This window comes from Microbacterium sp. 01T413_2 (genome assembly GCF_056398985.1).
In genome coordinates, this window is record NZ_JBFTQL010000003.1 from 23,474 (window position 1) to 38,358 (window position 14,885).

The following is a 14,885-nucleotide window of genomic DNA, read 5'->3' on the forward strand; positions in this document are numbered from 1 at the left end:
GCGGCACCCCGGCAGGGCACCGCGTTTCGTCTCGGTCGCCTTCGGCGTCCTCGCTCAACGACCACGTGCGGGGCGGGCTCAGCCTTCGGATCCGGGCGGGGGAGCGGACTGCTCGGGTGAGGTGATGCTGATCGAGGCGGATCCGTCGGGCAGGAACCGGATCGTCCCGTCCACCTCGAACGGCACGTCCTCGTCGACGTGCGACACGGATCCGTCGTAGAGCGACTTCACCTCGAGCTCGATGTGTGCGGTGGCCGGGGTCGCCACGATCTTCCACCCCTCGCCGTCGGGCTGCAGGGTGATGTCGGGTCCCTTGACCATGCTCCAGGTGGGGCCGTCGACGACGCGGTTGGGCACGGTCTGACCGAACGGGCAGCCGGTGGGCTGCAGAACATGCTGCGTCGTGCACTGCGCGAGGAAATCGTCGACGCGCTGCTGCACGACCTTGACGAAGGCGTCGGTGGGCTTGGCCTGCACATCCAGCGGCACGTCGGCGAGCGGCTTGTCGGCCAGCACCCCGATGCCGGTCGCGGTCGCGGTCGCGGTCTTCACAGACACCGAATACAGCCCCGGGGAGAACACCAGCATCGGGACCGCGTCGAGCGCCGATGAGTCCGCACCCTGCGCCGCGACCTGGCGGCGGTCGAGCTCGAAGCCGTTCACGAAGAACCGGTCGGATCCGCGCACGGTGAGCGAGATGACGGCGAGCGGGCTCTGCGCGAACTCCCACGCGGGTGCGACGCCGATCCAGCCGTCCTGAGCGACGCGGAAGGTGGAGGATCCGGCGTGACCCCCGGCCTTGTACGTCACGGTGACCGAGGTGGCGTCGCCGTCGGGGTGCTCGTCGGTCACGACGATGTCGGTGAGTGTGCCGAGTGCGTCATGACGCAGCAGAGCATCGGAGGCGGAGCGGAACGCGTCGGTGTCGAGGTCGCCGTGCGAGAGGGCGACGCCGGGCAGCTGCAGGGCGTCGGCCGCGCGACCCTCGCTGAGCAGCGTCAGGTAGCGCGTGACGAAGGCGGAGGGGCTGTAGAACTCGCGGTACATGGTGAGTCCGCCCGCGGCGAGGGCGGCCACCAACACGGCGCCGACGACAGCCAGCAGGGTGAGGTCAGACCAGAGCGAGGCACGGCGACGCGCACTCCGCGCCCGGCGCGACCGCACGCCTGGCGTCAGCACCCCCGCCGACTGCACCATGTGCGCCAGTCTACGAAAGTCCGCCTGCAGGAACCCCGAGTGGCCCGGCCGGGTCCGCGAGACTGCAACTGAGTGACGAGACTGCACTCCCGGAGTGCTGTCTCGTTATTCCAGTGCAGTCTCGCGGTCAGAGAAGACGCTCGCCGGTAGAATTCGAGGACCGTGAGCACGCCGACCCTCTCCGCCGAACAGGAAGAACTGTTCCGACTGATCGAGGACACCCGCGAGCACGTGTTCATCACCGGCCGCGCCGGAACCGGCAAGTCCACGCTGCTGCAGCACTTCGCGTACAACACGCAGAAGCAGATCGCCGTCTGCGCCCCCACGGGGGTGGCAGCGCTGAACGTCGAGGGTCAGACGATCCATTCGCTGTTCCGCCTGCCGATCGGCCTCATCGCCGACAGCGAGATCGACCAGTCGGATGCGACTCGCAAGATCCTGAACGCGATCGACACGCTCGTGATCGACGAGGTGTCGATGGTCAACGCGGATCTGATGGACGCGATCGACCGGTCGCTGCGTCAGGCGCGGGGCCGCAAGGCGGAGGCGTTCGGCGGCGTGCAGGTCGTGATGTTCGGGGATCCGTATCAGCTGGCCCCCGTGCCGCCACGCGGCGACGAGCTGCGCTACATCCAGGACCACTACCGCTCCTTCTGGTTCTTCGACGCCAAGGTGTGGACCGGTGGTGAGGCCACCGACGGACTGCTCGACATCGGCACGCACGGCGCGACGCTGCACGTGCGCGAGCTCGTGCACATCCACCGGCAGTCCGATGCGGGCTTCAAGGCGATGCTGAACGCCGTGCGCTACGGCCGAGTGACCGCCGAGATCGCGGGTGCGCTCAACGACGCGGGCGCGAGGACGCCGCCGGATCCGGCACCCGGCGAGATCCCGATCATCACGCTCGCCACGCGCAACGACATCGTGAACGGCATCAACGCCCGCCATCTCGCGGCGCTGCCCGGCAAGGTGCAGAAGGCCAAGGCCGACATCTCCGGCGACTTCGGCCGCGGCGAGGCGAACTATCCCGCCGACCAGGAGCTGCAGCTCAAGGAGGGCGCGCAGGTGATGTTCCTGCGCAACGACATCGCAGCGTCGCCGGATCCGCCGCGCTGGGTGAACGGCACCATCGGGACGGTGGTGCGCATTCTCGGCGATGCCGTGCGCGTGGAGATCGACGGCGAGGAGGTCGACGTCGAACCCGCGGTCTGGGAGCGCTACCGGTACATCTACAACCCCGGTACCAAGACGCTCTCGCGCGAAGTGGTCGCGGAGTTCACGCAGTTCCCGCTGCGGCTCGCGTGGGCGGTCACGATCCACAAGTCCCAGGGCAAGACCTACGACCGGGCGATCGTGGATCTCGGATCCGGCGCGTTCGCGCCCGGGCAGACCTACGTCGCGCTGTCGCGGCTGACCTCGCTGGACGGGCTGTACCTGTCCCGCCCGCTGCGCCCCCGCGACATCCGCGTCGACGAGGACGTGCGCCGCTTCATGCGCGCCGCGTGGGAGGCCCGCCAGGGCGACTCCACGCCGAAGGTCGGTTCGTAGGCGGGCATGCGGCACATGGGATCAGGTGCTTTCGCGGACGGTGGCGACGGCGCTGCTGCTCTTCGCGCTCACGGTCGCGCTGTTGCGCAAATCTGGCACGGCCGAGGCTCGTAACTGTCTGGCCCCGGGGCTAAGTTGAAGCCATGAATCGCACGGCGAAGATCGCCACCTGGGCGGTCGCCGGGCTCGTGGTCGCCGCCCTCGCCGTTGGCGCAGGCACCGCCGTCGCGACCATCACAGCCGCCGTTCCGCACGCAACGACTCTGCCAACGAGCTCCTCTGAGCCGTCCGCTACGCCCACACCGGAGCCGTCAGCCAGCTTCCCGACATCTGAGCAGGAGCGTGTGGGAGGCGCAGAGAATTGCCACCCGCCCGCGCAGATCAAGACAACGGACGTGGTCGATGCCGACGGAAATCTCCTTGGACGCCGGGGAGAGCTCCTGGCTGAGCCGATCGATTTCGGACCGCGCGAAGGCGCGAGCGGCACCGTGAACCTTGACGGCCAGGGGCGGATCGTGAGCTACACGACGGTCGCGGGCGACAACTGGGACGGCATCGAGACGCGCCTCTGCATGGACTACGTGTCCATCGCGCGGTACAACTTCGTAGGCACGCATCCTGCGCCGCCCTACTACGAGCGGCCCTGGACTCCGGGGGACACGTTGATCCTCCGCCCGGACCCGTCGGTCGTCATGCCTCGCCCCGGCCTTCACTGACCACACATCTCCAGGCCGAGCGAGCCACCTGAAGATCCGGAACCGTTCCGCTGCGCTGACCGTCCTGGGATCCTGTACGCATGACACCGCTCAACGGCTCGGCGGACGGCCGCATTCCGGCGGCCGACCGGCGCCCGCCGACCGCGGACGGACGCTCCTCGGGGGCGGGAACGCCGAGCCTGCGTGCGGCGCTGGTCGGCGTCGGCATCCTGATGGCCGTCCTCTGCCTGGTCGAGCTCGCGATCCCCTCGACGAGGGGCCTCGGCGGATCCCTGCTCGACACCGTGCTGGTCGCGGTCTTCACCATCACCGGCCTCCTCGCGTGGTACCGGCGCCCGCACAACGCCATCGGGCGGCTGATGCTGCTCACCGCGTTGGCGCTGTGGGCCTCCGGCACCTACGACGACAGCATCCCGGCGCTCCGCGTCCTGGGCACGCTGACGTCCAGCCTCCCGCTTGCCCTGTTGCTGCACCTGCTGCTCGCGTTCCCCTCCGGTCGGCTGCCCGGCAGGGCCGCCCGCGCCATCGTGGCGGTGGCCTATCTCGTCTCCGTGGCCCCGCAGATCATCGTCGTCCTGCAACCCGGTGTGACCGAGGTGGTCTGGACCCTGCAGGCGGCGGTGGGCATGCTCACTCTGGCGGCGACGGTCGTCCTCTGGGGCATCCGGCTCTCGCGGATGGCGACACTCCCGCGCCGCCAACTGCTCCCGTTCATCGGCTACGGGTGCGCGGCCATCGCGGTGATCGGCGTGACGGTCGTGATGCTGCACCTCGACTCCCGCCCCGGCGTGCAGCAGGCCGCGACCGTCGTCCAGTTGCTCATGCTCGGTGGCCTGCCCGTCGCCTTCCTCGTGGGGCTGACCTTCGGCGCGTTCGGTCACGCGGGTGAGGTCGCGGAGGTGGCCGCGGGCATCTCCGCGGCATCCGTGGAGCCGGCGCTGCTCGATGCGCTCGCGGTGCGGGCTCTGGGCGACCCCAGCGCCAGGATCCTCTGGACGGCGGACACAGACCCGGCGCGTTTCGTCGACAGCGCAGGGCGCGAGCTCGCCGTACCCGGTGAGCGCGGCTGGTGGCCGATCGGTCCGGTCGAGGCACCTGTGGGCGCGCTCCTGTATGACCGCGACCTGATCGCGGACCGGGGGCTGGTCGCGACCGTGGCCGCACAGCTCGGACTCGCGATGGACAAGCAGCGGCTGATCGTCGAGCTGCGCTCCGCGGTGCAGCAGCTCCACGTGGCCGCGGAGGAGCTGCAGACCTCTCGGCGCCGGATCGTCGTGGCCGCGGACGCCGAACGTCGTCGCATCGCACAGGATCTGCACGACGGCGCCCAGCAGCGGATCGTCCTGGTCGGCATCGACGTGCAGCGGATGGCGCGGCAGGCCGACGACGCGGACTACATCCGGGCGGAGGCTGCGCAGATCGCCGAGCGCTGCGGATCCCTGCTCGACGAGCTGCGCGGCCTGGTCGAGGGCCTCATGCCGAGCCGGCTGAAGGACCACGGCCTGGAGGCCGCCGTATCCGCGCTGGCCGACCAGGTCCGGATCCCGGTGCGGGTCGAGGCCGCCGCTCCTCTCGGCCGGATGGAGGCCGAGATCGAGTCGACCGCCTACTTCGTGATCGCCGAGGCCCTGACCAACGCTGTGAAGCACGCCGGCGCCCGCGAGATCGTCGTGGACCTGGCCGTGCGGGACGGCCGCCTGCAGATCGCGGTGAGCGACGATGGGAAGGGGCCGGTCGGGGCGGTCCCGGGATTCGGCCTGCGCAGCCTCAGGGACCGGATCGAGACCCTGGGCGGGACGATGACACTCGAGCCGGCCGTTCCCGGCGGGACGAGGCTGCGCGCGGAGATTCCACTCGGCCATCGCGAGGGATAGTGCACCCACGCACGGGTTCGGGCCCTTCGACGAGCTCAGGGACCGATTGAGCGTGCCGGATCCGTCACCGGTCCAGGAAGCGCATCACGGCCAGGACCCGGCGATGGTCGTCGGGATCCGGAGGCAGATCGAGGGCCACGAAGATGAGAGCGATGCTGCGCGCGACCGCCTTCTCCGTCACGAAGAGCTCTCGGGCGATGCGCGCGTTGCTGTAGCCCTGCGCCATCAGCTGCAGCACCTCCAGCCGCCTCGGGGTGAGCTGCGCGATGCCGCCGTCCTGGTGGTTGCGGACCTCGCGGCGCACCATCGAGGTGATGACATCCGAGTCGATGCTGGATCCGCCGTCGGCGACGCGCTGAACGGAGTCGAGGAAGTCCTCGAGGTTGAGGATGCGGCGCTTCAGCAGATAGCCGATGCCGTTCGCGCCGTCCGCGAGCAGCTCCATCGCACCGGTGGCGTCCACGTACTGGGACAGCACGACCACGGCCGTCCCGGGAAACTCTCGACGGATCCGCTTCGCCGCGCGCAGACCGTCGTCGGCGAAATCGGGCGGCATCCGGATGTCGGTGAGCACGAGATCCGGCCGGTAGGCGGCGACCTTGCCGAGCAGGTCGTCCGCGTCGCCGGCCGTCGCGACGATCTCGTGACCCTCATCCGCGAGGATGCGGGAGATCCCCTCCCGCAGCAGGAACTCGTCCTCGGCGATGACGATGCGCATACGTGCTCCTGCCTGCCGGTGTGCGATCCCGCCGGTGCCCCGAGAGTACTCCCGCAGAACCGCCGCCCACACCTCTCGGGTGCGGGCGGCGGCTCGGATCCGTGGTTCCCCAACTCCTCGGATCCCCCGGGTCCCCAGTGGGTCAGTCGGCCGGCGTGATCGGCTTGATCTCGGCGACCTGCGGCAGGTTCGCCTTCTCCTGGTCGGTGAGCGGGCGTGCGACGCTGTCGTAGAGCGGGTCGGCGTCCTTCTTCGGGATGTCGAAGTGCACCCCGGTGAGCTTCCAGGTGGTCTTGCCCATCGTGACGGTGAAGTCGCCGGTCACCCGGTCGGTCAGCGACCGCGACCACATGTTGTAGTTCGAGTAAGGGCTCATCGTGTAGTTGTGCACCTTCGTGGTCTCCTTGGTGTCGGACCAGGTGCCGCCGTACTTGTGGCTGAGGCCCGCCTCGAGGATCCCCTTGATCGTCAGCTTGGCGGATCCGGTTGTCTCGACCGAGGAGGTGGTGGTGGCCACGACCTTGGTGGTGAAGCTCTCCGGACGCGCCGTGTCGGTGTTGTTCGCGCCACCGGCGACCAGCCTGCGCTGATCGGGACCGTCCACCTTCGTCACCGGCGTGAACGTGCACGACGCCATCCCCGAGATGCAGGTCTGGTTGAGCAGGTCGGCCTGCCGCTGGGCGTCGGAGGCGGGCACCGAGATCGTGGAGAACTCCTTCTCCGAGAGGATCAGCCGGCCGGCGGTGATGCCCTGGTTTTCGACGGTGAAGGTGGCACCGGCATCCGTGCGGATGTTGGTGCCGCTGAACGCGTCCACCACGAGCGTGGCCTCGAACGCCCCGATCCGGATCGAGCCGTCGGCCAGGGCCTCGCTGTAGTTGAAGGTGAGAGTCGTCTCGCCGCGCTTGGCGAAGTAGTACACCTTCTCGTAGCGGTAGGACTGACCGGGGAGGATCTTCGTCCCGGTCGGCCGGTACTGATCGCGCTCGCCCGGGCTGCCGATCCCGGTCAGCTCCAGGGTGTGCTTGGTCGTGTTGACGATGTCGAACCCGCGGGTGACGTCGGCCGTGGCCGCCGCGCGCACCGGGGTCGCGGCCGACGCGGGGGCGGCGGTGGCGACGCCGATGGCGATCGAGCCGAGCACGGTGGCGCCGACGAGCCCGGCTCCGACGAGGCGTCTGGCGGTGGTGTTGTCAGTGGTCTTCGTGGTGTTCATGGTGTCCTTCTCTCACTGCCCGCGGAGGGCGTCTGCGGCATCCCGATCCGGGAAGTTCTCGTACTGAAAAGGCTAGAAATCGACGCGCCGGCGGCCGATGGTCGTGCCACCACAGCGATGTGGTGCCTGCACCACATCGCGGGCTCGGACGCGGATCTCCACCCGCCGGGCGCGGACTCCGCGCGCTGAGCGCAGATCTCCACCCGCCGAACGCGGATCTCCACCCCAGGGCGGTGCCGCCGGATCCGGCATCGGAGGAGCATCGAGGACATGAACCTCTCGATCGTCTCCAACGTCCTGCTGATCCTCGTCGCAGTCGGCGTGATCGCCGTCCGGCAGATGACCTGGCGTCCGGTGCTCGGCACCCGCGACTGGAGTTTCCCCGCAGTGGCGGCGATCCTCGGCGTGGCACTGCTGCTGCAGTCCCTGAACGGGCGCGGGCTCGGGGTCATCGACGTCGTCGCGTTCGTCGTCGAGATCGTGATCGCCGTGGTCGTGGGCGCCGCGATGGGCGCGATCGCACACATCCGCCGCATCGCCCGCCCGGACGGCGCCGTCCCGGTCACGGCGGGGATGCCCGCCAAGGCTGCGGCCAGGGCCGCCGCCGAGTTCGAGACCCGCACCTCGCCCTGGGGCCTTGCACTCTGGGTCGTGCTGATCGGCGTGCGCGTGGGCCTGACCTTCGCGTTCGAGTCGTTCGGCAGCCACCTCGGGATCTCGGCCGGACTGATCCTGCTCGTGCTCGCCGCGAACCGCGCAGCCAGGACCCTCGTGCTGCACCACCGGGTCGAAGGGCAACACCGCGGCACCGCGCAGGACGCATCAGCGCGCATCATGGTCTCGTGACCCGCATCAATCCGCTCACCTGGTGGAGCGCCGGCATCAATCTCGCCGGCGCTCTCGCCGTCGCCTACGGACTGTGGCGGGCCGCCCCCGTGGTCTCGCCGTGGGTCACCGCCCTCGCCCTCGTCGGGCTCGTGGCCTGGGTGATCCGCACGCTGGTCGCTGCGACCCGGGGCGGAACGGATCCGGTTCCTCCAACAGGGGTGCAGGCGCCGGCCGCTCAGGCGAGGACGTCTCCGCCATCCGGCCGGGCGTCGCTGCTCGCGATCGGTCTGCTCGCCGTGATGACGATCGCGGGGAGCCTCACCGCGGTTCCGACGCGCGGGGTGGGTGTGGCGCTGCTCGTGGTGGCGGTGATGACCGTGACGAGCGACCCCCAGACGCCGCTGCCGGTCTTCGGCGGCGTCGCGGTCGTGGGGGCGCTCGGGATCGCGCTGGGCGCCGCGCTCGCGCAGGCCGGCGCGACGGGGAAGGCCGGATCCGAGGTCGACGTCCTCGGGTTCGCCGGGATCGTCGCCGCCCTCGTGCTGTGCGTGATCGCGGGGCTCGGCCGGCGGGCGCAGCGCGTGCTCCTGATCGAGAGGGAACGCGCGAGCGCGGAGGCACTGCGGGCGCAGGCCACCGCCGCACGGGTGGCGCTCGCCCGTGACCTGCATGACGTGCTGGCGCACAGCCTGGGCGGCCTCGTGGTGCAGCTGGACGCGGCCGAGGCGCTGCTCGACGCGGGTGACGCCGGTCGCGCGGCGGAACGGGTGACAGCCGCGAGGCGGCTCGCCGTGAACGGGCTGGAAGAGGCGCGTGAGGCCGTGCGGGCACTGCGCGAGCCGGCCGAGCAACCGGGGTCCGACACGGCGGCACCGGTAGCGCCGGACGAACTCGAGGTCCGGATCCGCGCACTCGTCACCGGGGAGAAGAGCGCCCGCCTCGACGTCGCCGGCGTGCCGCGCTCGGTACCGGCCGCGCTCGCCGAGGCGCTGATCCGCGCGGTGCAGGAAGGGCTGAGCAACGCGCGCAAGCACGCGCCGGGCGCCGAGGTGCGGGTCGGGCTGATCTGGCATCCTGACCGGGTGGAGTGCACGATCGAGAACCCGGCCCCCGCGGCGCCCGCTCAGGACAGGGGGCTCGTCGCGACCGGTGGCGGCTATGGGCTGCGCGGGGTGCGGGAGCGCTTCGCCGCGCTCGGCGGGACCGCCCGTGCAGGTCTGGTGCCGGACCCTTCGACGGGCTCAGGGACCGGCGGTGGTGCGGGCGCACGGAGCGATCGTTTCGAGTTGCGGGTGGAGGCGCCGGCGTGACCGAGCGGATCCGCATCGTGCTCGCCGACGACCAGGCGATCATCCGCGACGGGCTGGAGACGGTGCTGAGCCTCGTCGAGGACTTCGAGGTCGTCGGCGCCGCCGGCGACGGGGCCGAGGCCGTGGCGCTCATCGCCGCCACCCATCCCGATGTCGCGCTCATGGACTTGCGGATGCCGGTGCTGGACGGCGCCGCCGCGACTCGGCGAGTCACGGCGGAGACGCCGGGCACCGCCGTGCTGGTGCTCACGACCTTCGCCGACGACGCCGACATCGTCGCCGCGCTGCGCGCCGGCGCCCGCGGCTACCTCACCAAGGACGCGGGGCGGGCGGAGCTCGCCGCCGCGATCCGCGCGGTCGCCGCAGGACAGTCCACGTTCTCCGCCCCGGTGCGCGACGTGCTGCTGGGACGGATCGGCGCGCCGCACGCCGTCACCCCCGATGCCGCCGCGCCGGATGCGCACGGGCGCGTCGAGCCTTCCCTCGCGGACACGGATCCGGATCCGGCCTCGGCGACGGCCCTCGCCACGCGGTTCCCTGCGCTCACAGCTCGGGAACGGGAGGTCTACGCGCTCATCCTGCAGGGCCGGTCGAACGGCGAGATCGCCGAGGCGCTCTACGTCGGGGTGGCCACGGTGAAGACGCACGTCAACGCGCTGTTCGCGAAGCTGGGCGTGCGCGATCGCGCGCAGGCGATCGCGAAGGGACTCGGGAGCGTCTGAGGCACAGTGGGCGCGGATCCCGCACATCACGATCTTCGCCCGATGTCCGGGATCATCCTCAGGGATGACGTCGCCCTGAGAAGGGCCGCTTACAATCGTGAGGATGTCAGGGGGGCGAATGCGTCGGATCACAGGCCGTCGGATAGGGGCGCTGGTCGCCGGTGCCGTTGCGGCGGCACTCGCGTTGAGCAGCTGCTCGGGAACCGCGGCAGCCCCCTCGTACTCGCCGAAACCGCAGGTGCAGGGCGGACTGCCGTCCGATACGCAGGACCAGATCAAGGCGGCCGTCCAGCGCGCGATGGCGGCGAGCGGCTCGAGCGGCGCGATCGTCGGCGTGTGGGCGCCCTGGGGCGGATCCTACGTCGAGGGTCTCGGCACCGTGTCCGTCGAGGACAAGACCCCGGTGAGCACCGACATGTCGTTCCGGATCGGCGATGTCACTCGCCTGATGACCTGCGACGTGCTGTACGCGCTGGCCGACCGCGACGCGGTCAAGCTCGACGCGTCGATCACCGAGTACGTCTCGGGTGTGCCGGATCTGCAGGACGTCACCCTGCTGGATCTGTGCAACGGCACCGGCGGGATCGGCTCCTCCCAGGCGACGGCGATGCCGATGTGGCTGAGCAACCCCGACCGGCAGTGGGAGCCGAAGGAGCTGGCGTCCTACGGGCTCGCCCAGAACCGGACGCCCCCGCACACCGGCTACCGCGACTCCGATGCGGGGTATCTGCTGCTCGGGCAGGCGCTGGAGCGCGCCACGGGCCAGACCGCGGCGCAGCTCATCCGCCAGTACGTGACGGCTCCGCTCGGGCTGGGCTCCACGTCGCTGCCCGGTCCCCAGGCCGCCGCGCCCACCCCGTCGCCTGCGTTGAAGGGCTCCTACCTGACCCAGGTCGACGGCGCCTATCAGTGCGCGAAGCCCACGGACATCACCGTGAGCTCGTCGAGCAACGGCTACACCGACTCGGGAGTGGTCTCCACGATCGCCGATCTCGGACGGTACGTGCAGGCCGAGGCGGCGCAGGCGCTGCGGGTGAAGAAGACCCCGAAGCGCTTCGGCACCCCGCTCCCCATCGCGGACGGAGCCCCGAGCTGGTACCAGACCACCGGCGGCGCGAAGCTGGTCGGATCGATGATCGGCCAGCACGGCGGGACGCCCGGCTACCTGACTGCGGCCTACTCCGACCCGGCGACCGGTTTCACGGTCGCCGTGGTGCTGAACGATTCCACGGTCGGCGACGCGTTCGCGGGTGACCTCGCGTTCGAGCTCGCGGCGATCGCCTCCAAGGCGCCCGCGGGCAAGGGCAGGACGGCGCCGGAATTCGCCCTGCCGTTCACCTCGGACGACTACGCTAAGGCGGTCGACGGCGCGGCCATCTGCCCGCTGCCGCAAGGCTGATGCAATACTCCCGTCGAGCGCGGGAGTATTGGTTCGGCTGGTCCGCTCATCTGCCGGAAGACAGCTGAGCGGACGGCTCGACGCCTCCCGCGTTCGACCGGCTTGCAGGTCGAGGCGCACGCACGACCCGAGGAGCAACCATGGCGATCGTCGACAACGGCATCTATGTGGACGGCGTCCGCACCGACACCCCGCACACGCTGGATGAGACGTTCGAGCTCATGCACGACCGCGGCGGCATGGGCTGGATCGGCCTGTACCGCCCCAGCGAGGAGGAGGTGCGCCAGGTCGCCGCGGAGTTCGGTCTGCACGAGCTCGCCGTGGAGGATGCGCTGACCGGGCATCAGCGCTCCAAGCTCGAGCGCTACGGGGAGACCCTGTTCATCGTGCTGCGCCCCGCTCGCTATCTGGACGCGAACGAGGAGGTCGAGTTCGGCGAGCTTCACGTATTCGTCGGCCCGAACTTCGTCGTCACGATCAGGCACGCCGAGACGCCGAGCCTGAGCAGGGTGCGCGGCCGTATGGAGCACGACCCCGAGCTGCTCGCCCGCGGCCCCGAGGCCGTGCTCTACGCGGTCCTCGACGAGCTCGTCGACGAGTACTCGCCGGTGCTGGCGGGTCTGGAGAACGACATCGACGAGATCGAGGCGCAGCTGTTCCTCGAGGAATCCGACGTCACCCAGCGCATCTACGAGCTGAGCAGCGAGGTCATCGACTTCCAGAAGGCCACGCAGCCGCTGCAGCCGATGCTGGAGAACCTGCTGCGCGGATCCGCGAAGTACGCCGTCGACCTGGAGCTGCAGCGCTACCTGCGCGACGTGCTCGACCACATCCTGACCCTGTCCGAGCGCGTCTCGACGTTCCGCGCCAATCTCGACAACGCGCTCACCGTGGAGGCGACGATCGTCGCCCGGCGCCAGAACGAGGAGATGCGCCGGATGACCGAGGAGAGCATGCGGCAGGGCGAGGAGGTCAAGAAGATCTCCAGCTGGGCCGCCATCTTCTTCGCGCCGACCATCGTGGCGGGCATCTACGGCATGAACTTCGAGGTGATGCCAGAACTGAAATGGGCCGCCGGCTATCCGATGGCGATCGCGCTCATGGTGGGCGGCGGATTCGCCCTGTACCTGGTCTTCAAGAAGCGCGGCTGGCTCTGACCGACCGGGGTCGTTGAGCGAGCGGACCGAGACGAAACGCCGTCCTTCGCGAGAGCGCCGCGTTTCGTCTCGGTCGCGCTTCGCGCGTCCTCGCTCAACGACCAGTTGTCGTCAGTGCGATCACCGCGAGGGCGGTGACGGTGACCAGGATCCACAGGATCGCGCCGAGCGCGAGGGGCCGCCAGCCGGCACGGCGCAGCGCGGTCACGTCGGTGGACAGCCCGATGCCGGCCATCGCGGTGGCGATGAGGAACCCGCTGGTGTGCACCATCGCCTCTCGCGGGCCGGCGGGGATCACCCCGAGGGATCCGATCACCGCGACGACGAGGAACCCCACGAGGAACCACGGCACCAGCCCGATCACACCTCGCAGGGTCAGCCGCCGCCCCTCGGTCGCCCGGCGTGACTCGATGACGGACAGTCCGATCGAGATCGGGATGATCATCAGCGTGCGCACGAGCTTCACCACGACCGCATACCCGAGCGCGGCCGCTCCGAAGACGCTCGCCGCGGCGACCACCGAGCTGGTGTCGTTCACGGCGGTGCCGGCGAGCAGTCCGAAGGTGTGCGGATCCATGCTCAGGGCGTGACCGAGCAGGGGGAAGAGGACCACGGCGAGGATGTTGAAGACGAAGATCGTCGACACCGCGTACGAGACCTCCGCGCTGAGCGCGCCGATCACCGGCGACACCGCGGCGATCGCGGAGGCCCCGCAGACCCCGGTGCCGACGCCGATCAGGGTGCGCAGGCGCTGGGGCACGCGCAGCGCCCGGCCGATGACCCAGGTGCCGAGCAGGCACACGGCAAGAGTCGACAGCATCACCGGCAGCGTCTCCGCACCCACGCGCAGGATCGCGTCGAGCGACAGCTGCGCGCCCAGCAGCACCACGGCGAGCTGCAGCAGGAACCGACCCGAGTACTCCACACCGGGCTGGAAACGCGCGCCGGGCCGACGGATCACCGCGATGACCACGCCGATCACGATCGCGGGCAGGGCGGATCCGAGCACCGGAATCGCCGCGCCGATCAGCGTGGCGACGACGGCGATCGGCACGGTGAGCGCCAGGCCCGGCAGCACGTCCGCCCCGCGCGCGACGAGGCGGGAGGGGAACGTGCGGGCAGGGCGGAACATCATGGATCCAGGCTCGTCCGTCGACGTCGACCGCGGTATCCGGCGGCGCTCGATAGGGGTACAGTCGTGGACTGTGGCAAGCCAGGTGACAGAGGGAGCGATGCCCGACCTCGGAGCGCTCGAGCTGCTGGTCGCCGTCGTGCGCACCGGCTCGATTTCCGCCGCGGCGCGGGAGACCGGCGTGACCCAGCAGTCGGCGTCGGCACGTCTGCGCGCGGTGGAGCGTCAACTCGGACTGTCGCTGTTCCACCGCGCCCCGTCGGGCACCCGCCCCACGCTCGAGGGCGAGGTCGTGGCGTCCTGGGCGGACGATGTGCTGGCGGCGGTCGGCCGGTTCCGCACCGCGACGCGCACCCTGCGTGGCGAGAGCACCGCACGGCTCACCGTCGCGGCGAGCCAGACCGTGTCGGCGCAGCTGCTGCCACCGTGGCTCGTCGCACTGCGCGGGCGCCAGGTCGAGGCCGGGCGCACGCCGACCGCCGTGCAGCTGCTCTCTGGCAACAGCACGGAGGCGCAGGCGCTGGTGCGCGAGAGGCACGCGGACCTCGCGTTCATCGAGTCGACCGAGGTGCCGGTCGATCTCGGCGCGACCACGGTGGACCAGGACGAGCTCGTGCTGGTCGTGGCGCCGGGGCACGCCTGGAACGGTGGCGGCCCCATCGCGTTCGAGGCGGCCGCCGACGAGCCGCTCGTGGCTCGCGAGCAGGGCAGCGGCACGCGACGCGCCTGGGAGGACGAGGTGCGCCGCCGGCTCGGCCGGGACCCCGCGGAGCCGGCGGTGGTGCTGCCGACCTCGGCGGCGGTGCGCTCCGCGGTCGCGGGCGGACTGGGGGCCGCGGTGATGAGCCGGCGGGAGGCCGCCGACGACATCCGGCTGGGCCGACTGCGCGCGGTGCGCACCGCCGGCGAACCTGTCATCCGCCCGATCACGGCGCTCTGGCGCGGGGGAGCGCGCGACCTCTCCCCGGCCGCCCGGGAGCTGATCGAGGTGGCCGTGGCGACCGCGAAGGAACGGGCGGCGAAGCAGGGACGCTCGGCGCGATAGTCTCACCTCGTCGCGATACCGCG

The 14,885-nt window shown here is 70.7% G+C and carries 13 protein-coding genes; 9 read left to right on the plus strand and 4 right to left on the minus strand.

What is annotated here, in order from left to right; all coding sequences use genetic code 11:
• Positions 1 to 78: 78 nt before the first annotated feature.
• Positions 79 to 1,197 (minus strand): hypothetical protein, encoded by a 1,119-nt coding sequence (locus tag AC1DMN_RS02785; protein ID WP_441978212.1) that lies wholly within the window; start codon positions 1,195 to 1,197, stop codon positions 79 to 81.
• 162 nt (positions 1,198 to 1,359) lie between these two features.
• On the opposite strand from AC1DMN_RS02785, the gene AC1DMN_RS02790 reads away from it, so the two are divergent.
• From AC1DMN_RS02790 to AC1DMN_RS02800, 3 genes are all read left to right on the plus strand, one after another.
• The gene (locus tag AC1DMN_RS02790) at positions 1,360 to 2,745 is read left to right on the plus strand and encodes an ATP-dependent DNA helicase (RefSeq protein ID WP_477230100.1); all 1,386 of its coding nucleotides are present in this window, start codon (positions 1,360 to 1,362) and stop codon (positions 2,743 to 2,745) included.
• 143 nt (positions 2,746 to 2,888) lie between these two features.
• Entirely contained in the window at positions 2,889 to 3,461 is a 573-nt protein-coding gene (locus AC1DMN_RS02795) for a hypothetical protein (RefSeq protein WP_477230101.1), read from the plus strand.
• An 80-nt stretch (positions 3,462 to 3,541) separates the two neighbouring features.
• The gene (locus tag AC1DMN_RS02800; protein WP_477230102.1) at positions 3,542 to 5,335 is read left to right on the plus strand and encodes a sensor histidine kinase; all 1,794 of its coding nucleotides are present in this window, start codon (positions 3,542 to 3,544) and stop codon (positions 5,333 to 5,335) included.
• A gap of 64 nt (positions 5,336 to 5,399) precedes the next feature.
• Here AC1DMN_RS02800 and AC1DMN_RS02805 read toward each other — a convergent pair whose 3' ends face one another.
• Together AC1DMN_RS02805 and AC1DMN_RS02810 are read right to left on the minus strand one after the other, a co-directional pair.
• The gene (locus AC1DMN_RS02805; protein ID WP_477230103.1) at positions 5,400 to 6,053 is read right to left on the minus strand and encodes a response regulator; all 654 of its coding nucleotides are present in this window, start codon (positions 6,051 to 6,053) and stop codon (positions 5,400 to 5,402) included.
• Positions 6,054 to 6,195: 142 nt separating this feature from the next.
• On the minus strand, positions 6,196 to 7,269 hold the full coding sequence (locus tag AC1DMN_RS02810) for a hypothetical protein (RefSeq protein ID WP_477230104.1): 1,074 nt from the start codon (positions 7,267 to 7,269) through the stop codon (positions 6,196 to 6,198).
• A gap of 270 nt (positions 7,270 to 7,539) precedes the next feature.
• On the opposite strand from AC1DMN_RS02810, the gene AC1DMN_RS02815 reads away from it, so the two are divergent.
• The 5 genes from AC1DMN_RS02815 (at position 7,540) to AC1DMN_RS02835 (ending at position 12,685) form a co-directional block, all read left to right on the plus strand.
• Entirely contained in the window at positions 7,540 to 8,115 is a 576-nt protein-coding gene (locus AC1DMN_RS02815) for a hypothetical protein (protein WP_441978218.1), read from the plus strand.
• Positions 8,112 to 9,407: a sensor histidine kinase gene (locus AC1DMN_RS02820; RefSeq protein WP_477230105.1), complete on the plus strand. Its 1,296-nt coding sequence runs from the start codon at positions 8,112 to 8,114 to the stop codon at positions 9,405 to 9,407. The genes AC1DMN_RS02815 and AC1DMN_RS02820 overlap by 4 nt, the downstream gene beginning before the upstream one ends.
• The gene (locus AC1DMN_RS02825) at positions 9,404 to 10,129 is read left to right on the plus strand and encodes a response regulator (RefSeq protein WP_440732555.1); all 726 of its coding nucleotides are present in this window, start codon (positions 9,404 to 9,406) and stop codon (positions 10,127 to 10,129) included. Before AC1DMN_RS02820 ends, AC1DMN_RS02825 begins: the two co-directional genes overlap by 4 nt.
• Positions 10,130 to 10,247: 118 nt before the next feature.
• Entirely contained in the window at positions 10,248 to 11,528 is a 1,281-nt protein-coding gene (locus tag AC1DMN_RS02830) for a serine hydrolase domain-containing protein (protein ID WP_441978220.1), read from the plus strand.
• Positions 11,529 to 11,668: 140 nt separating this feature from the next.
• Complete coding sequence (locus AC1DMN_RS02835; RefSeq protein WP_440732553.1) at positions 11,669 to 12,685, plus strand: magnesium and cobalt transport protein CorA; 1,017 nt, start codon at positions 11,669 to 11,671, stop codon at positions 12,683 to 12,685.
• Between the two features lie 94 nt (positions 12,686 to 12,779).
• Here the strand turns inward: AC1DMN_RS02835 and AC1DMN_RS02840 are convergent, their stop codons facing one another.
• Positions 12,780 to 13,820 (minus strand): YeiH family protein, encoded by a 1,041-nt coding sequence (locus AC1DMN_RS02840; RefSeq protein ID WP_477230106.1) that lies wholly within the window; start codon positions 13,818 to 13,820, stop codon positions 12,780 to 12,782.
• A gap of 97 nt (positions 13,821 to 13,917) precedes the next feature.
• Between AC1DMN_RS02840 and AC1DMN_RS02845 the strand changes: the two genes are divergently transcribed.
• Entirely contained in the window at positions 13,918 to 14,862 is a 945-nt protein-coding gene (locus tag AC1DMN_RS02845; RefSeq protein ID WP_441978222.1) for a LysR family transcriptional regulator, read from the plus strand.
• Positions 14,863 to 14,885 lie beyond the last annotated feature (23 nt).

Bases quoted from the DNA above. Each gene is read 5' to 3' on its own strand.
- AC1DMN_RS02815 (WP_441978218.1), top strand. From the start codon at position 7,540: ATGAACCTCTCGATCGTCTCCAACGTCCTGCTGATCCTCGTCGCAGTC.
- AC1DMN_RS02800 (WP_477230102.1), top strand. From the start codon at position 3,542: ATGACACCGCTCAACGGCTCGGCGGACGGCCGCATTCCGGCGGCCGAC.
- AC1DMN_RS02845 (WP_441978222.1), top strand. From the start codon at position 13,918: ATGCCCGACCTCGGAGCGCTCGAGCTGCTGGTCGCCGTCGTGCGCACC.
- AC1DMN_RS02795 (WP_477230101.1), top strand. From the start codon at position 2,889: ATGAATCGCACGGCGAAGATCGCCACCTGGGCGGTCGCCGGGCTCGTG.
- AC1DMN_RS02840 (WP_477230106.1), bottom strand. From the start codon at position 13,820: ATGATGTTCCGCCCTGCCCGCACGTTCCCCTCCCGCCTCGTCGCGCGC.
- AC1DMN_RS02810 (WP_477230104.1), bottom strand. From the start codon at position 7,269: ATGAACACCACGAAGACCACTGACAACACCACCGCCAGACGCCTCGTC.
- AC1DMN_RS02835 (WP_440732553.1), top strand. From the start codon at position 11,669: ATGGCGATCGTCGACAACGGCATCTATGTGGACGGCGTCCGCACCGAC.
- AC1DMN_RS02805 (WP_477230103.1), bottom strand. From the start codon at position 6,053: ATGCGCATCGTCATCGCCGAGGACGAGTTCCTGCTGCGGGAGGGGATC.
- AC1DMN_RS02830 (WP_441978220.1), top strand. From the start codon at position 10,248: ATGCGTCGGATCACAGGCCGTCGGATAGGGGCGCTGGTCGCCGGTGCC.
- AC1DMN_RS02785 (WP_441978212.1), bottom strand. From the start codon at position 1,197: ATGGTGCAGTCGGCGGGGGTGCTGACGCCAGGCGTGCGGTCGCGCCGG.